This window comes from Actinomadura napierensis (assembly GCF_039529375.1).
Lineage (GTDB): Bacteria > Actinomycetota > Actinomycetes > Streptosporangiales > Streptosporangiaceae > Spirillospora > Spirillospora napierensis.
Genome location: NZ_BAAAMR010000001.1, coordinates 93732 through 114672 on the forward strand (window position 1 = coordinate 93732; position 20941 = coordinate 114672).

Consider the following 20941-nt stretch of genomic DNA (forward strand, 5'->3'; position numbering starts at 1 on the left):
GATCTGCCCAGGCCGTCAAGCTGCGGCCTCCAGTCGTGCTCCGAAGGCGATTGTGACCATCGCGCACGGTGCGTCATCCGCGCCCTGCGGCCGACCGTGGTCAACATTTCGGCGGGCGCCGCGCGAGCCGCCTTCGGGCTGCTCGGCGGCGCCTCCGCCTGCGGGCTGACCGTTGTGTTGTCGTCCCAACGCCGTCGGCCACTCCGCCTACACGCTGGCCGGTGGGTCGGGGCGCGAGTAGTAGACCATGACGCTCCCGCAATCTCTCGCCAGGCTCCGAACCGGCTCGGCCACCGGCACCCGGGCCTCGTCGAAAGGACCGATCGAGATCAGCCCGCCGATAGGAAGGCTGCGCACCATCTGCTGTGCGGCCCCCGCAGGCGGGTCGTCCCAGAGGATGCACACCACCCGCACTGCGACTGCGACGCTGTTGGTGTTGTGCAGGAGCAGGGTGTCGAAGTCCTGGAAGGGATTGGTGAACCGGGTGCCCAGCAACCGGCGCGCGCGCAGATCCTCGGCAGCGATCGCCGGCCGTTTCGGGTGGTCCTTGCGGCGTACCACCACCCGGACGTCGGTGACGTCCCGGAAGCCGGGCCCGTCGAAGGCGAGCACGTCGGATTCGGTCGAGTGGGGCGGGAGGACCACCAGCCCGCGGTCACTTCCGTACGCGGTGCGGACGGTGACTCCGGGGAGCGCGTGCCCGGCCCGGTCGAGCGGAACGAGTTTCAGGGTGGGCGCTGTGGCGGCGGTCCCGTAGTTGGTCATGAACAGGGCCTGGTCAATGTAGCCCGGGCCGGTGGTCGGTTTGAAGAAGAAGCCGATCTGCGAAGGGCTCGACGGCACGACGTTGACGGTGAGGGCGCCGACCAGCAGCACACACAGACCGGCGTTCGCCAGCCTCATCCACAGGCGCGCGGATTTCCGGGCCCGTTCCTGCTCCGGCGAGGTGGCACCGGACAGGAACCCCATGACTCCCTGCGGCGGCTCGTACTCCTGCCGCAGCCGGTCGGCGAGCTCGGCGACCTCCGCCGCGGGACGGGCGAGGGGCCTTGTACGCAGGGCGATCGGGGCACCGAACCGCCGCAGGTTCCTGCGGACCTCCGCTCGGGCCGGGAGCGACACGTCCTCCTGCGCCTGGCCGGAATCGCCGAGGCGTACGACCAGCCGCGCAACGCCCCAGCGGGTGCTCTCCTCCACCGCCGTCACGTTGGCCCACGAAAGGCGCATCTCGTGCTTGTGCCAGATGATCCCCCGCGCGCCGAGGGTCAGGCCGCGCCTGACGCGCAGGGCGGTCAGGATCGCGTTGGTCTCCAGGAGCGCGATGGCGGGAATCCACAGGACCAACGGCCCTCCGGCGTCCCAGCCGAGAAACCACCTGAGTGCGATGGCGACCGGCCAGAACACCGGCCAGAACCAAACGAGGTGGCTTTGGTACGCGATCCGCTGCTCATCCGGCGGTGCCGTCATTGAAAAGTCCCGTCCCTCGTCCCCGCTGCCGGCCCGGCGACGAAGATCATAAAGCTGGTTGCGTCAGCCGGTCGGCCGGGGCGGGAGAAGATGTGTTCCGGTCGGCGTCGGCCGATGCTGTGGTATTGCTTTCGGGCTGGACTTGTCGCCGCTGGTGTGGCGCTGGGGCCAGGCCGGGTGATCGCTGGATCCAAGCTGCCTGGCGGCGGATACATGGAGGTCGTGATGCCGGAACCCGAGGGCGAGGACCACGTCCCGCGGAGCACGTTCATGTTGATCTTTCGTGGGGGTGCTGTTTCGCGTGATGGCCTGTCGCCGTCCGAGCTTCAGGCTCATGTCGAGAAGTGGTACCGCTGGTCGGAGGAGTTGGCCGGGCAGGGCAGGCGTAACACCGGAACCGCGCTCGACGGGCCCGGGGCGACGGTTCGCGGTCGGGACCTGGTCACCGACGGGCCGTACGCCGAGTCGAAGGATCTCGTGACCGGCAGCATGATCATTGAGGCGGCCTCTTTGGAAGACGCCATCGAGGTCGCGCGCGGATGCCCGACGTATGAGTTCGGAGGGTCCGTCGAGGTGCGGCCGATCCAGGATTATCGGATCTGACGCTGGTGAATGAAGGGCCCGGGGCGCTCTCATCTGCGGAGCTGGTAGAGGACCTGTTCCGCAGGGAGTACGCGCACCTGGTCAGCGCGCTGATCCGGGTGCTGGGTCCGTCGAACATCCCGCTCGCCGAGGACGTCGTCCATGACGCGCTGGTCAGCGCCATGCAGGCGTGGCGCTTCGGGCTGCCGAAGGACCCCAAGGCATGGATCATCCGTGCGGCCCACAACCGGGCGGTCGACATCATCCGCAGGGAGCAGCGGCGCCGCTCTTTGCTGCCCGAACTGGCGACGACGACCGCGCTGACCGACACCATCGAGGCGGCCCTGGCTCCGGCGGCCGAGGGAACCAGCCAGTTGGCGATGATGTTCGCCGTTTGTGATCCCGGCCTGAGCCGCGAGACGCAAGTCACCCTGATCCTTCGGTGGCTGTGCGGTCTGTCGCCGAAGGAGATCGGTCAAGCGTTCCTGGTGGACACCCAGACCATCGATCGACGCCTGCATCGCGGTCGCGGACGCCTGCGTGAGCTGGGCCGGTTGCCCGACGTGGACGACCTGCCCGACGTCGGCACCCGGCGGGGCTCGGTTCTGCGATCGCTGTATCTGCTGTTCAACGAGGGCTATCACGGCAGCAACCCGCAGGATCCGGTGCGTCCTTTCATGTGCGACGACGCTCTGCGCCTCACCGAGTTGCTGCTTCAGGCCAGGGCGACCGCGCATCCGGACATCCACGCTCTGGCCGCGTTGTTCTGCTTCGGCACCGCTCGACTATCGACGCGCATGGACGAGCACGGTGTGTTCGTCCCCCTGGAGGACCAGGACCGGAGCCGCTGGGACCGGGTGCGTATCGAGCGCGGTCTGGTCCATCTCGCCCACGCGGCCACCGGGGATCACCTGTCCCGCTGGCATCTGGAGGCCGGCATCGCCTGCGAGCACGCGATCGCGCCTTCGGTCCGGGAGACCAACTGGGACAGGATCATCGGCTTCTACGAGGTCCTCGCCGAACAGTCCTGGAGCCCCGTCGTGGCGCTCAACCGTGCGCTGGCCGTGGCCGAACGGGACGGTGTCGACGAGGGCCGCCGCGAGCTGGTCGCCCTGGCGGAGGAGCCCAAGCTGTCTCGGTACCCCTTCTACTGGGCGGCCCTTGCCGACCTGGAACGGCGTGCCGGCCGCCACGCCGCGGCCCGGGGGCACTACGAGCACGCGATCGCGCTGGCCCGCAGCACCGCCGAGCGTGCGTCCTTCGAGCGGCGGATCGAGAGCCTGAAAATCTTCTAGAGGCGTGTCCGGTTCCGGCGGCCGCCATTCGTCGTCCTCCTGAGATCACCCGATCAGTCCAGGAGAGACCGATGCCAGAGTCGTCAACACACCGCGTGAAGGACCTCCGCCGGCGACCGCGCGCCGAGCACCCGAACGAGCGGACGCGGCCGTGACCGCGGTGGACCCCGGCAGCGACATCGGCGCCGGCCAGGCCGCGCCACCGGGCCGGGTGCACCGGTGGCGGGCGTTCTCGCTGCTGGCCGTGGCGTACTTCATGACGGCGGTCGACATGCTGATCGTCAACGTCGCGTTGCCGACGATCGGCCGCAAGCTGGATTTCGCGCAGGCGGACCTGCAGTGGGTGGTGACCGCCTACGCGCTCGCCTTCGGCGGGTTCCTGCTGCTGGGCGGCCGAGCCGCGGACCTGCTCGGGCGCAGGCGCGTGTTCACGGCCGGGCTGGCGTTGTTCACGGCGGCCTCGCTGGCCTGCGCGCTGGCCACCAGCGGCGTCTTCCTGATCATCATGCGGGGCGTCCAGGGCCTGGGCGCCGCCCTGGTGCTGCCCGCCGCGCTGTCGATCGTGATGAACATGTTCACCGAGGGCACCGAGCGCAACAAGGCACTCGGCCTGTGGGGCGCCATCGGCGCGAGCGGCGCGACCGTCGGCGTGCTGGCCGGCGGCGCCCTCACTCGCTACGCGGGCTGGCCGTACATCTTCTACCTGAACGTGGCCGTCGGCGGGGCCGCGCTGCTCCTGACCCGGCGTGTAGTGCCGGAAAGCAGGCTGAGCGGCGCGCGCCGCCGCTACGACCCGTTCGGCGCCATCACCGTGACCGCCGCGCTAGTGATCATGGTGTACGCCATCTCGCAGGCGCCGACCGCCGGGTGGACGGCCACCCGGACCCTGGCCCTGATCGCGACGTCGGCGGCCCTGCTGGCCGCGTTCGTGGCCATCGAGGCCAGGGCGCAAGCGCCGCTGCTGCCGCTGCGCCTGTTCCGGCTGAGCACCCTCGCCGGGTCCAACGCCGTCGGGTTCCTGCTCGGCGCCAGCTTCTACGGGTACATCTTCATCGGCACCCTCTACATGCAGCAAGTACTCGGCTATTCCGCGATGAACACCGGCCTCGCCTGGCTCACCGTCGGCCTGACCGGAGTGGTCCTCGCGGGGCCGGCGCAGATGCTCGTCACCCGCACCTCCATCAGATTGGTGCTGGCGGCCGGGCTGACCCTGACCGGCGCCGGGATCCTGTGGGCGACCCAGGCGCCCGCCCACGGCGGCTTCTGGGCGAGCCTGGCCGGCCCCTTCCTCCTCACCGGCACCGTCACCTGGATCTTCATTCCGGTATCGATCGGAGCTCTGGTCGGCGTCACCGAACGGGACGCAGGCGTCGCCTCCGGCCTCATCGACTCCTCCCAGCAACTCGGCGGCGCCATCGGGATCGCCATCGCCTCCACCGTGGCGGCCACCCGCACCCGCCACCTCCACGGCCAAGGCCACGCCATGGCAGGCGCCCTCACCGGCGGGTTCCACACCGCCTTCTGGGTCTGCGGACTCATCGCCCTGGCCGGAATCCCCATCGCCTTCCTGCTCATCAGGCGCACCGACATCACAGAGGTCACCACCGTCCTGCAAGGCCAAGTCCCAGAACCTGCCCCCGCCGACTGACCACCGCGCTCATCACCTAGGAGAACCACCGTGCGCAAACTCATCGAGTCGACGCTCGTCACGCTGGACGGCGTCATCGAAGCCCCTGACCGCTGGGCCCTCTTCGACGCCGAGTCCTCGGCGTACTCGCTCGAACAACTCGGCAACTACGACGCGTTCGTCATGGGCCGGAAGACCTACGAGACCTTCTACGCCAACTGGGGCCACGTCACCGGCAACCCCTACATCGACCGCATCAACGCCATGCCCAAGCACGTCGCGTCCCGCTCACTGGCCGAGACGACCTGGAACGCCACCCTGCTGGGACCCGACCCCTCCAACGCGATCGCGGAGCTGAAGAAGCAGCCGGGCAAGGACCTCATCAAGTACGGCACCACTCGGTTCGACGCCACACTCGTCCAGCACCACCTGATCGACGAGTTCCACTTCTGGTACATGCCCGTCGTGGCCGGCTCAGGGCAACGGCTCTTCGAACACGTGGACACCGCAGGGCTGGACCTCAGCCTCACCGGCGAGAAGCGATTCCAGAACGGGTCGGTCATCCTCACCTATGTGCCGCGCTGACCTCGCGCGGCAGCCCGGATCCCGCGACGTGTCACCCTTTGAGTTCACGAGGCCCAGGTAGCCATCCCACGGAGGCCGCAGGCACGGTTCCTCCAGAAGATCACGGGCTTCGAAACCCACGTCCTCTGGAGACCGTGCCTGTCTCATCACCTTCAGGTGGTGGACAGTGCGTTGCCGATGATCCAGCCCATGCCGAAGGCGGAGAGCAGACCGTTGCCGGAGAGGTAGCCGTCGGAGTGGGGGCCGGCCAGGCCGCACGCGGTGCCGCCGCCCGCGTACAGGCCCGGGATCGGCTCATCGGCCTGGTCCAGGACGCGGCCGGACGGGTCGATGACCAGACCGCCCTGGGTGGTGAGCAGGCCGTGGGTGACCCAGGCCAGATGGTAGGGGTCGGTGAGCCGGCGGCGACCGGGCAGCGGGGCGAGGGCGCGCTCGGTCTCCTCCATCGTCCGGCCCAGGGAGGCGGCCAGGTCGTCGAGGGTGGCGCAGTCGCGGACGGCGCCGGCCGCGAGGCTTTCGCGCATCATCTCCGACTCGCGGGTGGCGGCCATCGCGGTGGCGTCCCAGATCATCGCGGCGCGCTCGCCGGTCTGCCGTTGCAGGACGCCCGCCATGGACGAGTAGCCCTTGGACTCCTCGTCGACGAAGCGCTCGCCTTCCCAATTGACCAGGACGGCGCCGTTGAACGGCAGGGCCGGGGACACGCGGGTGCCGTGGTCGACGACGACGAGACCGGAGCGCAGGCCGGCGCCCATGTTCCGCAGCCGGCCGCCCAGCCGCCGTGCCCAGGCGAGCGCGTCGCCGGTCGAGGTGGAGACGCCGCCGTAGAACGGGGTACCGAGGTGAGGCAGATGCTGTTTGACCAGGGCTTGGTCGGCCGCGAAGCCGTCGGCGGCGAGGACGACGGCGCTCGCCCGGACGCGTTGCAGCGAGCCGTTCTGCGCGATGACGACGCCGGTGACCTCGCCGTCGTCCGAGACGAGGTCGACGGCGGGGGCCTCGTCGACGAAGGCGGCGTTGTCGTGGGTTTCGAGCAGGGCGCGCAGGTGGCGCATGAGGCGGGCGCCGCCCTGGCGTCCGGTGTCGGTGTGCAGGCGCAGGGCCGCCATCCCGGCGCGGGGCATGTCGGTGCCGATCTCGATCGGGTAGCCGGTGTCGGCGATCCACTCCACGATCCGCGGGGCGGCCGCGCAGAGCGCCTCCACGACAGGGCGCCACTCCTCGTCGCCGCTGGCCCGGAGGATGTCGTCGGCGTGCCGTTGCGGCGAGTCGTCGATGCCCGCGGCGGCTTGGAAGCGGGTGCCTCCGGCGGCGAGGGAGCCGGAGGAGATCGCCGCGTTGCATCCCTCGCGGGTGGACTTCTCGAAGACGGCGACGACGCGGCCGGTGTCGCGGGCGGCGCGGAGGGCGGTCATCACGCCGCAGGCTCCGCCGCCGATGACGGCCACGTCGACCTCGGCGTCCCAGGTCATGACAGGGTCCTGTTCGTGCCGTAGAAGTCGCGCGCGGCGTCGATCAGCGGGCGGGGCGGGCGCGCGCCGTAGAAGCCGGTCCGCGCCGGGGTGAGGCCGGTGGCGCGGTACTGCGCGGCGCGCAGTTCCGCGACGCGGACGCAGGTGCCGAGGGAGTCGAGCACCGGCACGTCGTCGACGCGGGACAGGCCCTGGTCGGCGAGGAACACGTTGAGCGGCCCCTCGCCGGGGACGATGACGTTCGCGCCGTCCGCGATGGCCTTGCGGGCGGCGCGGGTGAACGCGTCGAGCAGCGGCTCCGGGTCGGAGTACGCCGCCATGACGTCGGTGAACTCCGCCTCGACCTGGACGATGGGCCCGACGAGCCGGTCGATGCGGTAGTTGCCCATGTTGCGCCGGATCTGGGGTTCGAGGGCGGCGATGAAGTTGACGATCCCGACGCGATCGCCGAGCGCCCCGGCCATCAGGACCGAGGTCTGGCCGAACGCGATGACGGGGATGTCGACGATCGTGCGGACCTCCTCGTACGCGGTGTCGGGGATGGTCGCGATGAGGAAGGCGTCGTAGCCCTCGTCCTGCGCGCGCAGCGCCGCGTGCACGAACTGCTCCTTGTGCAGGCCGGCGAGGTAGGCATAGCCGATATGGGTCCCGGGATAGTCGGACGGATAGGTGCCGGGCTTCATCCCGTGGAAGTCGATCTCGGTTCCGGGGGCCGCCTGCGACAGCATGTGGCGGGCGAGCGCGTCGCGGTAGTGCGGGACGTCGTCGAGGACGGTGAAGGACTGGTGCCAGATCCGCACGGTCACACCCCCGCCGCGGCGTGGGCGGCGGCGTTCGCGCCGGCGATCCGGCCGAACGTCGCGCCGCGCAGCACCGACGTGGAGCCGGTGTAGTTGGAGTAGTACAGCCCGGTCAACTCCCCCGCCGCGTACAGGCCGGTCATGGGGCGGCCGTCGCGGTCGACGACCTCGGCGGCGGAGGTGGTCTTGAGGCCACCGAAGCTGAAGACGTTGGCCGCCATGATCGGGTACGCGGCGAACGGCCCCTGCGCGACGGGCCGGCTCCAGTTCGACTTCGGGACGTCCAGCCCGGTGGTGGCGAGGCCGTCGGGCGCGCTGTGGTCGAAGCCGTCCGAGGGAGGGCAGGCCGCGTTGTAGGCCTCGACGGTGCGCTCAACGTCCGCGGCGGGCAGGCCGAGCAGACGAGCCAGTTCGCCGATGCTGGAAGCGGTGACGGGCGGGACGTCGGTGCGCACGCCCGCCATCAGGTTCGGCACCGCGAGCCCCTGCTGGTCGAGGATCGCCCAGGCGATCCCCTCGGTCTGGGCCTGGATGGCGCGGGTGGTGCGCTCGTACCAGGCGTCGACGGTGCCGCGCGCCTCGTCCACGAACCGCCGCCCTTCCTTGTTGACGAGGACGCCGTAGGGGAAGCAGAAGATCGCGGCCTCGGGCTCGCCGCTGCGCGGGTCGATCGGCTCGGCGTGGAAGAGGGCGAAGTTCCCGGCGGTGGCGGCGCCGAGCGCGAGCGCCATCTCCAGCCCTTCGCCCTTGTTGTAGTTGCCGCCCTTGGCGACGGGACGGCAGGTCAGGGCCCTGTCGCCGTGGTAGCGGGCCATCAGCTCGAAGTTGCCCTGGTAGCCGCCGCTGGCGAGGACGGCCGCGCCCTCGAACACGGCGGGGCCGGCCGGGGTGTGCGCGACCACGCCGGTGACGCCGCGGTCGGAGAAGGCGAGCCGGCGGGCGGTGGTCTCGAAGTGGAACTCGACGCCGAGCCCGCGGGCGGCCTTGCCCATCGTCTCGACGATGGCGAGGCCGCCGCCGACCGGGGCCATCCGGGTCGTCGAGCGGGTGAGGAACGGGGTCGGCATGAAGTCGAACCGGACGCCGTGGCCGGACATCCAGTGCAGCGTCGGCGGCGCGTTCTCGGACAGCACGGCGACGTAGTCGGGATCGACGGTGTGCGTGGCCCGGTACAGGCCGCTCTGCCGCCGGGGCGGGAGCGCCGCGTCGTTGACGATGGACGGGTCGGGATGGCCCATGAAGTCGTCGACGAGCGCGTCCTCGAAGCCGTCGGCGACCTCGTCCAGCGACTTCATCCGCAGGAACGCCTCGGTGTAGCGGGTGTTGCCGCCGGTCTCGGCCTCTGGGGAGCGCTCCAGGAGCGCGACGCGGGCGCCGTTCTCGGCCGCGGAGACCGCGGCCGACAGGCCCGCGACCCCGCCGCCGACCACGACGACGTCGTAGCGGTGGGTCTGTTCGGTCATGGCGTGGCGTCCCCTCAGAGTGCGAGCTCGGCGGAGCTGATCACGGAGCCGAACAGCGGCAGCATGTTCGTCACGGAGAACGCGTGGAAGTCGGGCCGGAAGGAGGCGCACATGTCCTCGACCACGGTCACCTGAAGGCCGGAGTCGGAGGCGTGCCGGGCGGCCGACTCGACGACGAGGTTGGTGGCGACGCCGCCGAGGACGACCTCGGTGACGCCTTCGGCGGCCAGGACGTCCCGCAGCGCGGTCCCGACGAACGGGTCGACGCAGCCTTTGTCGATGACGGGCTCGCCCGCGACAGGCGCCAGCGCCTTGACGATCTGCGCCTCCGGGGAGTCGGCGAGCATCGCGCGCTGCTCCTCGTAGGGGTCGAAGCGCGGCAGCCGGTTGGTGCGCAGCTTGTAGGACGGGTCGAACGCGAGCCGGACGTGCACGACGAGCGTCCCGGCCGTGCGGGCGGCGGCGAGCACCCGTCCGGCCGTGGCGAGGACGCCGCGTTCGGCGATCTGCGCGGCGAGCGGGGGCATCCGCAGGTGCGGCCCCTCCTCGCAGAGCGCGACCTGGTAGTCGAGCATGAGCAGGGCCTTCGTGGCGGTGGTCATCAGGGGTCTCCTTGGAGGGATCGGGCTACCAGGCGGACCAGCCGCCGTCGACGTACACGACCTGGCCGGTCATGTACGAGGCGGCGGGGCTCGCGAGCAGGAGCAGGGGGCCGGCGAAGTCGGTGGCGGGGTCGCCGAGCCGGCCGAGCATGGTGCGCTGGCCGAACCACTTCAGGCGGTCGGGGTCGGCGCCGAGCGCGGCCGTCATCTGGGTGGGGTAGAAGACGCCGGGGGCCAGGCAGTTGACGTTGACGCCGTGCGGGCCGAGTTCGGCGGCCAGCGCCCGCGTCACGTTCACGACGCCGGCCTTGGACGAGTAGTACGCCGACTCGGGGACGGGTCCGACGCGTTCGGCGTAGACGGTGGTGAGGTTGACGATGCGTCCACCGCGCCCCTGGCGGGTGAGGGCCTTGCCGGCTTCGCGTCCGACCAGCCAGGTCCCGGTGAGGTTGACCCGGACGACCCGCTCGAACTCCTCGACGGACGTCTCGTCGTACGGCTTGCGCAGCATGACGCCAGCGGCGTTGACGACGACGTCGAGCCGCCCGTGCGCGGCGATGACGCCCTCGAAGAGTGCGGCGACGGACGCCTCGTCGGTGACGTCGACCTCGTGCGCGCTCGCCCCGCGGTCCCGCGCCGTTCCGGCGAGGTCGGCGGCGCGCGACGGCAGGTCGGCGACGGCGATCTCCGCGCCGGCGTCGGCCAGCGCGTGCGCCGCGCGCTCGCCGAGGCCGCCGGGGGCCACGCCGACGACGAGGGCGACCTGGCCGGTGAGGTCGAAGGCGGACGTCACCATGGGAGCTCGCTCTCCTCGCCGGCGGCGTTGCGGCCGGCGATCCGGCCGAAGACGCCGGACTTGCCGATGGAGGTGCCGGTCATGTAGCCGGCACCGTGGAACCCGCCGGTGATCTCGCCGGCGGCGTAGAGGCGCCCGATCGGCTCGCCCCACCAGTCGAGGACCCGCATCCGGGTGTCGACGGTGAGCCCGCAGTACGTCGCGAGCACGACGGTGCCGGACGGGTGGGCGTAGAACGGCGGCCGGTCGATCGGCATCCGCTCCCCCACCGCGCCGGACAGGTGAACTCGTCCGAACGCGTCGGGTCCGCCGTGCTCGATCGCCGCGTTGTACTCGGCGACCGTGCGTTGCAGGGAGCCCTCGGGGAGGCCGATTTCGGCTTCCAGGCCACCGATCGTGTCGGCCTTGAGCAGCATCCCGGCCCGCTCGCGTCCCGCGAACTCGTAGATCGGGACCTCGTCGTTGGCGAGGGCCATCGTCCGGGCGTCGAAGACCTGCCAGGTGGTCACGCCGGGCTGGGCGAGCGCGGCGTCGCCGATCTCCTTGTAGTTCCTCGACTCGTCCACGAAGCGGCGGCCTTCGCGGTTGACCGCGATCGCGCCCTTGTAGACGGCGAGGATGCCGGTGCCGTCCTCGTCGGGATGCTCGACGTGGTAGTGCCCGTAGGTGCCCTTGATGTACGGGGTGTCGCGGACGCCGGCGCCGAGCGCCATGGCCATCTTGAGGCCGTCGCCCTGGTTGCCGGCACCGCCCTGGCGGAGTGCGTGCTCCATCTGCGGCGCGAAGGTGGCGAGCAGGTCCGGGTTCATCGAGAAGCCGCCGGTGGCGAGCACGACCGCGTCGGCCAGTACCTCGCGGCCGTCGGCGAGCCGGACGCCGGTCACGCGGGCGCCGTCGTGCAGCAGCCGATGCGCGGGGGCGTTCAGCATGATGCGCGCGCCCAGCTCACCGGCCGCCTTGAGCAGCAGCTCCAGCATGCGGGTGGTGTCGGCGGGGTGGCTGCGCGGCGCCGACTGGCCCGAGGCGGCGTGGATCTCGCCGTACCGGACGCCGTGCTCCTTCAGCCACCGGTACGTCGCGAGCTGGTGCTCGCAGTACAGGTCGACGAGCGCCGGGTCGTTGCGGTCCCTTCCCACGTCGAGGAGGTCCTTGCGGAGCAGGTCGACGGAGTCGGCGATGCCCTGCTCGGCCTGCTCGTCGGTGCCGGCGAACGCGGACAGGCCCGCGGACTTCACCGTGGAGCCGCCGATCTCGCCGGTCTTCTCCAGCAGCAGCGCGTACCGGCCCGCCTCGGCGGCGGCCAGCAGGGCGGCGCAGCCGGCGAGGCCCGCGCCGAGGACGAGGACGCCGACGCGCTCGGGCGGCTCGGTTTCGACCGGCAGGCCGGCGATGGAGCTCACGAGTTGCTCCCCAGCTCGCGGTCCAGCGCGCTTTCGGCGGCGCTGAAGCGCGGCAGGTTGAACAGGCTCTGCCGCTGCTCCCAGCTCGCCATCCGGCCGGCGCGCGACGCGGTCTCCCCGTGCTCCTTCAGGTGCGCCAGCGCCTCCTGCCCGGCGAGGTGCATCGAGCGCATCAGGTAGTTGGCGAACAGCACGATCCCGAAGCCCAGCTCGGCGTACTCCGCCACGCTCAGCTGCGGGGTCTTGCCGCCCTCGACGACGTTGACGACGAGCGGGACGCCGGCCAGTTCGCGGCCGACGAGGGCGAGCTCGCCGACCGTCCGGGGCGCCTCGACGAACAGGACGTCGGCGCCGGCCTCGGCGTAGGCGCGGCCGCGCTCGATCGCCTCGTCGATCCCGTGCACGGACCGGGCGTCCGTGCGGGCGATGATCACCAGTGCGTCGTCGGTGCGCGCTTCGCACGCCGCCGCGATCTTGGTCTGCATGTGCCCGGACGGGATCAGCGCGTGCGAGTCGAAGTGCCCGCACCGCTTGGGCATCTCCTGGTCCTCCAGCTGGAGGCCGGCCACCCCGGCGCGCTCCAGCAGGCGGACGGTGCGCATCGCCGCCAGCGGGCCGCCGTAGCCGGTGTCGGCGTCGCAGATCAGCGGGACGCGGGTCGCCTCGGTGAGCCGTCCGGCATGGTCGGCGACCTCGGTCTGGGAGACGAGCCCGATGTCGGGCAGGCCGAAGCCGGCGTTGGCGAGCCCGGCGCCGGTGGCGTAGACGGCACCGAAGCCGGCGTCCTCGACGAGCCGGGCGCCCAGGGCGTCGGTCGCGCCCGGCAGCACGAGCGGATCGACCGCCGTGCCCGGCCCGCCCGCCGTGGCGGCGGCGAGCGCGGCGCGCAGCGCGGCCCGTTTGTCGCGGGCGCTCGGGCCGGGGCCGACCCCGGTCAGCGACGGGAGCAGGCCCGGCTCCCAAGGCGGGGTGTGCGACACGACGCCTCCTCCATGTAGTGATTACTACAGACATTAACCGTGACACCGGTCACCACCCAAACGCAACCCACCCGTTGAGTTGCGGCGAGTCGTCGTTTTGAGCGGCTCCATAACGACGACTCGCCGCAAGTCAACGGATCGGACCGGTGGGGGTCTTGCTTTCTCTGGAGCGAGCGCTCTACGGTCCATGTAGTGACTGCTACAGAGATGCCGGTCACGCTTTCACGTTCTCCACACCCCGAAGGAACGTCACCGATGACCGTCCTGGACGAGATCCGCCGGCTGGAGCCGGAGTTCCGCGCCGAGGAGGATCGCTCGGCCGAGCAGCGCGCGCTGACCGGCCGGGCCTTCACGTACATGCGCGAGACCGGGCTGATGCGCGGCCTGCAGCCCAAGCGCTGGGGCGGCGCCGAGCTGTCGCTGCGCGAACACCTCACGAGCGTCTACGAACTCGGCCGCATCGCCCCGTCCGCCGGCTGGGTCGCCGGGGTCATGGGGTCGCACCCCTGGCAGCTCGCGCTCTTCCCCGAGGAGACGCAGGCCGAGATCTGGGCGTCCGACCCGGACTGGAACGCCTCCTCGTCCTACGCCCCGACCGGCAGGATCGAACCGGTCGACGGCGGCTACCGGGTGCACGGCCGCTGGTCGTTCTCGTCCGGCTGCGACCACGCCCAGGGCGTGATCCTCGGCGGGTTCGCCGGGAAGGTCGAGGTCGCGCCGGGCGTCGAGGTGCCGAACTACGGGTCCGCGCTGCTGTTCCGCGACCAGTACGCCATCGAGGACACCTGGCACGTCGGCGGCTCGCGCGGCACCGGCAGCAAGGACATCGTCGTCGCCGACGCCTTCATCCCCGAGCGCCGCTTCCTGTCCAGCCCGCTCTACGAGTACAACCCCGACCGCCCCGCGCCCGGCATGGAGACCAACCCGAGCACCCTCTACAAGGTGCCGTGGGCGGTCATGTTCAACCTGGTCCTGGTCGCGCCGATGCTCGGGCTCGCCCGCCGCGTCCTCGACGACTGGACGGCCGGCACCCGCGTCCGCAAGGCGAACTGGGGCGGCACCTACGCCGACGACCCGCTGATGCAGATGCACCTGGCCGAGGCCGAATGGGTGCACGACGCGGCCGTCATGAAGATGTACGACGCGATCGACACGATCACCGACGCCGCCGAGGCCGGCGCGTTCCTGGACAAGCGGCAGCGCGCCCGGCTGCGGTGGAACATCACCAAGGGCTGCCAGGAGACCGGCTTCGCGATCAACAGGCTGATGCGGGTCGCCTCGGGCCGCACCGTCTTCGTCGACCACCCGCTGCACCGCATCTACCAGGACGTCATCGCCGAACTCGGCCACGCGTTCCTGGTCTCCGACGGCGTCGGCCAGTACTACGGCGCCGCGCTCCTCGACTCGTCCGCCCCGGAGGTCATGCTTTGATTTCGCAACTCGCCTACCTCGGGATCGCGTCGCCGCAGGCCGAGGAGTGGCGCGACTACGCCACCCGGCTGCTCGGCGCGGTCATCGCCGACGACGGACCGGACGGCGCCGTCCGCGTCAAGGTCGACGACAAGGGCTACCGGATCGCCGTCCACCCGGCGGAGCGGGACGAGCTCCGCTACATCGGCTGGGACTGCGGCAACGAGACCGAGCTGCGCGCCTACGTCGCCGAGCTTCGCGGCAAGGGCGTCGAGTTGCACGCCGGGACCGCCGAGGAGCTCAAGGAGCGGCAGGTCACCGAGCTGCACTGGTTCGCCGACCCGTTCGGCAACCGGCACGAGCTGGTCTGGGGGCAGTACTCCCACCCGAACTCGTTCTTCCCCGGACGTCCCATGCGCGGCCGGTTCGTCACCGGCGACCTCGGCCTCGGCCACGTCGTGCTGATCGTGCCGGACCTGGAGCGGGCCAACGCGTTCTACGCCGAGACGCTCGGCTTCCGCCTGTCGGACCGGGTGAAGAGCGACATCTTCAACCTGCGCTTCTACCACTGCAACGGCCGCCACCACTCCCTCGCGGTCGCCGAGATCCCCGGCATGACCGGCATCAACCACCTGATGCTGGAGGTCGAGTCGTTCGACGACCTCGGCACCGCGATCGACCTGTTCACGGCGGACCCGGAGCGGGAGATCCTGCTGTCGCTCGGCCGGCACACCAACGACCTGATGACCTCGATCTACGTGCAGACGCCGTCGTCGATGCAGATCGAGTACGGCCACGGCGGGATCAGCGTCGACGACCTGACCTGGGTCGCGGGCAACCACGACCTGCCGTCGATCTGGGGCCACCACCGCTCCCAGGCCTACATCGAGGGGCCGCCCGGGATCTTCCGCACCGTCACCGGCGAGGAGACCGCCGAATGACCGCCGCGATCCGGACCGAGGACGTCGCGATCGGCGGCGGCCGGCACCTGCGCGTCAACCAGACCGGCACCCCGGGCGCGCCCGCCCTGCTGTTCCTGCACGGCTCCGGACCCGGGGTCACCGCCGCGTCCAACTGGCGCGAGGTCATCGAGGGGCTCGGCGACACCTACCACTGCATCGCCCCCGACATTCTGGGCTTCGGCGATTCCAGCCACCCGGACCCGCAGCCGCAGGGCTTCACGGCGCAGGCCGAGGTCCGCATCGAGGCGCTGCTGGAACTGGTGGACGTGCTGGGCCTGGAGAAGGTCGTCCTCGTCGGCAACTCGATGGGCGGCATGTACTCGCTGCGCATCGCCCAGCTCCGGCCGGACCTCGTCGGCAGGATCGTGCTGATGGGCTCGGGCGGCATGCCGGGCCTGGAGCCGACCCCCGACCTGATCAAGCTCATCACCTACTTCGACGATCCGACCGTCGAGGCGATGGCCGACCTGCTCATCCGGTTCGTGCACGACAAGGACGCCTTCGGCGACACGGTCGAGGCGGTCGCGGCGGAGCGGATGCCGATCGTCCGGCGCCCCTGGATCGAGGCGGGGCACCGGGCGATGTTCGGGCCGGAGATGCTCGGCTTCGGACCGGACGACCTCGCGAAGATCGACATCCCGGCGCTGGTGGTGCACGGCCGCCAGGACGTCATCGTGCCGCTGGAGTGCGGCTACTACCTCGCCGAGCATCTGCCGCAGGCGGACCTCTACGTGATCGACAAGTGCGGCCACTGGACGCAGATCGAGCAGGCCGCGCGCTTCCAGGCGATCGTGCGGACGTTCGTCGGGGACGGAACGGAGTGACCATGAGCATGATCGACAAGGCGCGGGCCGCCGCGCCCGCGCTCGCCGCCGCCGACGCGGCCGCCGCGGAGCAGGGCAGGCTCACCGAGGAGGCCGTCGCGGCGCTCGACGCGACCGGCGTGCTGCGTGCGCTGCAGCCGGCTCGGTGGGGCGGCGGGGAGGCCCACCTCGCCGAGTACGCCGAGACGGTGATCGAGATCGGCCGCGCGTCGGCGTCCGCCGGCTGGGTGGCGTCCGTCGTCGGCGTCCACCCGTGGCAGATCGCCCTGTTCCCCGAGGAGACGCAGAAGGAGATCTGGGGCGACGACCCGGCTCGCAGGATCGCCTCGTCCTACACGCCGACCGGGAAGATCGAGAAGGTCCCCGGCGGCTACCGGGTGTCGGGCCGCTGGAGCTTCTCGTCCGGCAGCGGCATCTGCTCCGGCGTCATCCTCGGCGGCATCGCCGGACGCCGCGAGGTGAACGGCACCGAGTACCCCGACTTCACGTCCGTGATCCTCGACGAGGCCGGCTACCGGATCGAGGAGACGTGGAACGTCGCGGGCCTGCGCGGCACCGGCTCCAACGACATCGTCGTGGACGAGGTGTTCGTGCCGGAGCACCGCGGCCAGTCGCACGTGTACTACACGCACGGCCTCGGCACCCCGCTGCCCGGCCAGGAGCTCAACGACGGGCCGCTGTACCGGACGCCGTGGGCCGTCACGTTCAACCTGATCATCACCGCCGGGGCGCTCGGCGCCTGCCTCGGCTTCTACGACCAGTGGGTCACCGAGACCCGCGGCCGCCGCACCAATTACGGCCAGCTGCTGCGCGAGGAGCCCGTCGTGCAGAACCACCTCGCCGAGGCGGCCTGGCAGCTCGACGCCGCCGTCCTCAAGGTCAAGCGGACGGCCTCCGAGCTGATGGAGCACGCCGAGCGCGGCGAGATCCCGACGCTGGAGCAGCGCGCCTTCTGGCGCTGGGACGTCGCCCGGTCGGCGAATGCGGCGGTCGACACCGTGCAAGCGCTGATGCGGGTCTCCTCGGGCCGCTCCGCCTTCGTCGACCATCCGCTCCAGACGAAGTTCCAGGACGCCATCGCGGCCGGCAGCCACGCCTTCCTCTTCGACGACCCCCTCGCCAAGGCCTGGGGCGGCCGCCACCTCGGCGCCGAGAAGCTCGCGGAGGTGCACCTGTGATCACCTCGTCCGACGTCACCGTCAAAGTCCGCGGCGGCGAGCTGACGTTCCGGCTGCACGAGACCGGCGAGCAGGGTTCCGAGGCCGTGCTGTTCCTGCACGGCTCCGGGCCGGGCGCGACCGGGCTGTCGAACTGGGAGCGGATCATCACCGATCTCGGCCACCGGTTCCGATGCCTCGCGCCCGACCAGATCGGGTTCGGCGACTCCTCGCATCCCGCCGGCGCGCCGCGCGGCATGGGCCCGTTCAACGAGCTGCGGGCCGAAGCGCTGCTGGCGCTCGTCGACGCCCTCGGCCTGGAGAAGGTCCACCTCGTCGGCAACTCGATGGGCGGCCAGCTCGCCCTGCTGATGACGCTGGCCCGGCCGGAGCTGGTCGGCAAGATCCTTCTGATGGGCAGCGGCGGCGCCCCGGACATGCCGGTCAGCCCCGGGCTCAAGCACCTCCGCGAGTTCTACGCGAACCCGAGCGCCGCGTCCCTCAAGGGGCTGCTCAGCGAGTTCGTGTACGACCTCGAACCCATGCGCGGCACCATCGACCGGGTCGTCGCCGAGCGGATGGCCTACGTGAACCGCGAGGACGTCCGCCGCTCGCACGAGGCGTCGTTCGACCCGAACGGCGCCCGCCGCTTCTTCACCCCCGAGGAACTCGCGACCATCACCCACGAGGTGCTGTGCGTCCACGGCCGCGACGACCGGATCATCCCGGTCGACGCGAGCAGGTACTTCGCCGAGGCGATCCCGAACGCGAACCTGTACGTCCTCGGGCGGTGCGGCCACTGGACGCAGATCGAGCATCCCGACACCTTCGAGCGGCTCCTGACGGGCCTCATCGACGGAGAGATCTGAATGCGCATCGCCAACCACGCGGGGCGGGCCGTGCTGGTCGTCTCCGACGGCAAGGCCGCGGACATCGCGACCGCCTCGCACGGCCGCTTCGGCCCCGACCCGCAGAGCGTCTACGACCACTGGGACGCCTTCGCCGCCTGGGCCGCGACCGCCGCTCCCGCGCCGGACGTCGAGATCGACGCGGCCCGGCTCGGCCCACCGTCGCCGGCACCGTCCCAGGTCATCGCGATCGGGCTGAACTACGCCGACCACGCCGCCGAGACCGGCTTCGAGCCGCCGAAGGACCTGCCGCCGGTCTTCACCAAGTTCGCCTCGTCCATCACCGGCCCCTACGGCGAGATCGCCCTGCCCGACGGCGGCCACACCGACTGGGAGGTCGAGGTCGTCGCGATCATCGGCAGGACGGCCCACGAGGTCTCCCCCGACTCGGCCTGGGACCACGTCGCGGGCCTCTCCGCCGGGCAGGACCTCTCGGAGCGCATCCTGCAGTTCACCGGCGAGGCCCCGCAGTTCGGCTTCGCCAAGTCCTACCCGGGCTTCGCGCCGATCGGCCCCTGGCTGGTCACCCCCGACGAGCTCCCCGACCGCGACGACCTCGCACTCGGCTGCGCGATCGACGGACGGGCGGTGCAGGACGGCCGCACGTCCAAACTGATCTTCTCGATCCCCCGCACGATCGCGAAGCTGTCGCAGGTCATCACCCTGCGCCCCGGCGACGTCATCTTCACCGGCACCCCCGACGGCGTCGGCCTCGGCATGAGCCCCCAGCGCTTCCTTCGCCCCGGCGAAACGCTGCGCACCTGGGTCGAAGGCATCGGCGAGATGGAGCACACCTTCCGCTGAGCCGCACGTCCGGAGCCCTGGCCCCCACAGGGCCGGGGCTCAGTGTTCGGAACCGGTTCGGGCGGCCGGTGGGAAGATCGCACCGACGGCGCGGATGACGGCGGCACGTCGCGCGGCCGGAGTTGTGTCGGCCGCTGCATGGCGCGCGACGGCGGCCAGCTCGGCTTGGTCGAGCCAGGTATGCGCGATCTGGGAGACCACGGCCATGACGTCGACGGGATCCCACGCGGGGTCGAGGTCGCCCGCCTCCTGAGCGCGGCGGATGGTCTCGATCTTGGTGAGGATCGCGTCGCGGTACGGACCGCGGTCGCCGTCAGGTGCGGCGGCCAGTTCCAGGCGGCCCCAGGTGACGAACCGGTACCGGTCGGAGTTGGCGGTGAAGTAGTCGAACAGCTGCCCGGCATAGGCGGGCAGATCGCCCGGATCCAGATGGACGGCCTCGGCCGGCGCCGCGAGTTCGGCGGCGGCGACGTGTTCGTACAGCTTCTCTTTGCTGCGGAAGTAGGCGTAGACGCGTTCCTTGCTGGTGCGGGCGGCCTTGGCGATCCGGTCGACCCGGGCGCCGGCGATGCCGTGCCGGGCGAACTCGTCGCGGGCGGCGGCGACGATCCGGCCCCGGGTCGAGTCGGCGCGGGCGGACTCGGTGCTGGCCATGTCCCCAGCCTAGCTAACCGAACCGTTCGGTTTGACTCGTTCGGAGAGGTGGGTACGGTGGGACAGGACCATACCGAACGGTTTGGTTTGTTCTTTGCGATTCCTTCACGGAGGGTTGGTCATGCAGCAGCGCACTCTGGGGCGCCAGGGCCTGGTCACCTCGGCCATCGGCTACGGCACGATGGGCCTGACGATGGCCTACGGCCCCGGCGACGAGCAGGAGGGCATCGCCGCCATCCGCCGCGCCTACGACCTGGGCGTCACGTTCTTCGACACCGCCGAGCTCTACGGCCTCGGCACCGGCTCCAACGAGACCCTCGTCGGCAGGGCGGTCAAGAGCTTCCGCGACCAGGTGGTCATCGCCACCAAGTTCGGCTTCGACCTGTCCGCCCGCACCGAACAGGGCTTCGGCCTCAACAGCCGCCCGGACAACATCCGCAAGGTCGCCGACAACAGCCTGCGCTACCTGGGCGTCGACCACCTCGACGTGCTCTACCAGCACCGCGTCGACCCCGACGTGCCGATCGAGGACGTCGCCGGCACGGTCAAGGAGCTGATCGAGGCGGGCAAGGTGAAGTACTTCGGCCTGTCGGAGGCCGGCCCGCAGACCATCCGCAAGGCCCACGCCGTCCAGCCCGTCTCGGTACTGCAGACCGAGTACTCGCTGTTCGAACGCGACGTCGAGCAACTGCTCCCGGTGCTGCGCGAACTCGGCATCGGATTCGTGGCCTACTCCCCGCTGGGACGCGGCTTCATCACCGGCACCGCCAAGCCCGCCGGGTCCTACGACTCGACCGACATGCGCAACCACGACCCCCGCTGGCAGCCGGGCAACTTCGAAAAGAACGTGGAGGCCGTCCAGCGGCTCACCGAACTGGCCGCCACCAAGAACGCGACGGTCTCCCAGCTGGCGCTGGCCTGGCTCCTGGCCCAGGGCGAGGACATCGTCCCGATCCCCGGCACCCGCAGTCCCCAGCGGGTCGAAGAGAACACCACCGCCGCCGACCTCGTTCTGACGGACGCCGACCTGGACGCCATCGCCCAGATCCTGCCGACCGGCGGCTTCGGCGCCCGCTACGCCGAACACGCCCTCCCCACCTGGGTCTGACCCGTTGACTTGTGGCGTGTCGCCCCTATCTGCAGCCGCAGAAGT

The 20941-nt window shown here is 71.0% G+C and carries 20 protein-coding genes; 11 read left to right on the plus strand and 9 right to left on the minus strand.

All coding sequences use genetic code 11. The features are described from left to right. Positions 1-207 precede the first annotated feature (207 nt). Positions 208-1344, minus strand: coding sequence for a hypothetical protein (locus tag ABD296_RS00195; RefSeq protein WP_344259946.1), 1137 nt, complete (start codon positions 1342-1344; stop codon positions 208-210). Between the two features lie 348 nt (positions 1345-1692). On the opposite strand from ABD296_RS00195, the gene ABD296_RS00200 reads away from it, so the two are divergent. The 4 genes from ABD296_RS00200 (at position 1693) to ABD296_RS00215 (ending at position 5556) form a co-directional block, all read left to right on the plus strand. Next, positions 1693-2070 carry a YciI family protein gene (locus ABD296_RS00200; protein ID WP_344259948.1) on the plus strand — a complete coding sequence of 126 codons (378 nt, stop codon included), beginning with the start codon at positions 1693-1695 and terminating at the stop codon, positions 2068-2070. Positions 2071-2075: 5 nt separating this feature from the next. Beyond that, the gene (locus ABD296_RS00205; RefSeq protein WP_344259950.1) at positions 2076-3344 is read left to right on the plus strand and encodes an RNA polymerase sigma factor; all 1269 of its coding nucleotides are present in this window, start codon (positions 2076-2078) and stop codon (positions 3342-3344) included. A gap of 151 nt (positions 3345-3495) precedes the next feature. Then, on the plus strand, positions 3496-4992 hold the full coding sequence (locus ABD296_RS00210; protein ID WP_344259954.1) for an MFS transporter: 1497 nt from the start codon (positions 3496-3498) through the stop codon (positions 4990-4992). Between the two features lie 30 nt (positions 4993-5022). After that, entirely contained in the window at positions 5023-5556 is a 534-nt protein-coding gene (locus tag ABD296_RS00215) for a dihydrofolate reductase family protein (RefSeq protein WP_344259956.1), read from the plus strand. A gap of 152 nt (positions 5557-5708) precedes the next feature. Here ABD296_RS00215 and ABD296_RS00220 read toward each other — a convergent pair whose 3' ends face one another. Genes ABD296_RS00220 through ABD296_RS00250 form a run of 7 tightly spaced genes read right to left on the minus strand, consistent with a single transcriptional unit; the run spans position 5709 to position 13069 of the window. Further along, positions 5709-7028 (minus strand): FAD-dependent oxidoreductase, encoded by a 1320-nt coding sequence (locus ABD296_RS00220; protein WP_344259958.1) that lies wholly within the window; start codon positions 7026-7028, stop codon positions 5709-5711. Then, entirely contained in the window at positions 7025-7828 is an 804-nt protein-coding gene (locus ABD296_RS00225; RefSeq protein ID WP_344259960.1) for an aspartate/glutamate racemase family protein, read from the minus strand. Before ABD296_RS00225 ends, ABD296_RS00220 begins: the two co-directional genes overlap by 4 nt. Before the next feature lie 2 nt (positions 7829-7830). Next, positions 7831-9291 carry an FAD-dependent oxidoreductase gene (locus ABD296_RS00230; RefSeq protein ID WP_344259962.1) on the minus strand — a complete coding sequence of 487 codons (1461 nt, stop codon included), beginning with the start codon at positions 9289-9291 and terminating at the stop codon, positions 7831-7833. Between the two features lie 14 nt (positions 9292-9305). Beyond that, positions 9306-9893: a cysteine hydrolase family protein gene (locus tag ABD296_RS00235; RefSeq protein WP_344259964.1), complete on the minus strand. Its 588-nt coding sequence runs from the start codon at positions 9891-9893 to the stop codon at positions 9306-9308. Between the two features lie 25 nt (positions 9894-9918). Next, entirely contained in the window at positions 9919-10689 is a 771-nt protein-coding gene (locus ABD296_RS00240; protein ID WP_344259966.1) for an SDR family NAD(P)-dependent oxidoreductase, read from the minus strand. Further along, on the minus strand, positions 10683-12089 hold the full coding sequence (locus ABD296_RS00245) for an FAD-dependent oxidoreductase (RefSeq protein WP_344259968.1): 1407 nt from the start codon (positions 12087-12089) through the stop codon (positions 10683-10685). The genes ABD296_RS00240 and ABD296_RS00245 overlap by 7 nt, the downstream gene beginning before the upstream one ends. After that, a complete protein-coding gene (locus ABD296_RS00250) occupies positions 12086-13069 on the minus strand; it encodes an isocitrate lyase/PEP mutase family protein (RefSeq protein WP_344259970.1) in 984 nt (327 codons plus the stop codon). The genes ABD296_RS00245 and ABD296_RS00250 overlap by 4 nt, the downstream gene beginning before the upstream one ends. A gap of 255 nt (positions 13070-13324) precedes the next feature. Between ABD296_RS00250 and ABD296_RS00255 the strand changes: the two genes are divergently transcribed. The 6 genes from ABD296_RS00255 to ABD296_RS00280 are packed head-to-tail and all read left to right on the plus strand — an operon-like array spanning position 13325 to position 19134. After that, positions 13325-14500, plus strand: a complete 1176-nt coding sequence (locus ABD296_RS00255; RefSeq protein ID WP_344259972.1) for an acyl-CoA dehydrogenase family protein — start codon at positions 13325-13327, stop codon at positions 14498-14500. Next, entirely contained in the window at positions 14497-15420 is a 924-nt protein-coding gene (locus ABD296_RS00260) for a VOC family protein (protein ID WP_344259974.1), read from the plus strand. Before ABD296_RS00255 ends, ABD296_RS00260 begins: the two co-directional genes overlap by 4 nt. Further along, the gene (locus ABD296_RS00265; protein ID WP_344259976.1) at positions 15417-16265 is read left to right on the plus strand and encodes an alpha/beta fold hydrolase; all 849 of its coding nucleotides are present in this window, start codon (positions 15417-15419) and stop codon (positions 16263-16265) included. The genes ABD296_RS00260 and ABD296_RS00265 overlap by 4 nt, the downstream gene beginning before the upstream one ends. 2 nt (positions 16266-16267) lie before the next feature. Next, the gene (locus tag ABD296_RS00270) at positions 16268-17443 is read left to right on the plus strand and encodes an acyl-CoA dehydrogenase family protein (protein ID WP_344259978.1); all 1176 of its coding nucleotides are present in this window, start codon (positions 16268-16270) and stop codon (positions 17441-17443) included. Continuing rightward, positions 17440-18291, plus strand: a complete 852-nt coding sequence (locus tag ABD296_RS00275) for an alpha/beta fold hydrolase (RefSeq protein WP_344259980.1) — start codon at positions 17440-17442, stop codon at positions 18289-18291. Before ABD296_RS00270 ends, ABD296_RS00275 begins: the two co-directional genes overlap by 4 nt. Continuing rightward, positions 18292-19134, plus strand: a complete 843-nt coding sequence (locus ABD296_RS00280) for a fumarylacetoacetate hydrolase family protein (RefSeq protein ID WP_344259982.1) — start codon at positions 18292-18294, stop codon at positions 19132-19134. A 39-nt stretch (positions 19135-19173) separates the two neighbouring features. Here ABD296_RS00280 and ABD296_RS00285 read toward each other — a convergent pair whose 3' ends face one another. Next, positions 19174-19788, minus strand: coding sequence for a TetR family transcriptional regulator (locus ABD296_RS00285; RefSeq protein WP_344259984.1), 615 nt, complete (start codon positions 19786-19788; stop codon positions 19174-19176). Between the two features lie 121 nt (positions 19789-19909). Here ABD296_RS00285 and ABD296_RS00290 point away from each other — a divergent pair, with 121 nt between their 5' ends. Beyond that, on the plus strand, positions 19910-20896 hold the full coding sequence (locus ABD296_RS00290) for an aldo/keto reductase (protein ID WP_344259986.1): 987 nt from the start codon (positions 19910-19912) through the stop codon (positions 20894-20896). Positions 20897-20941 lie beyond the last annotated feature (45 nt).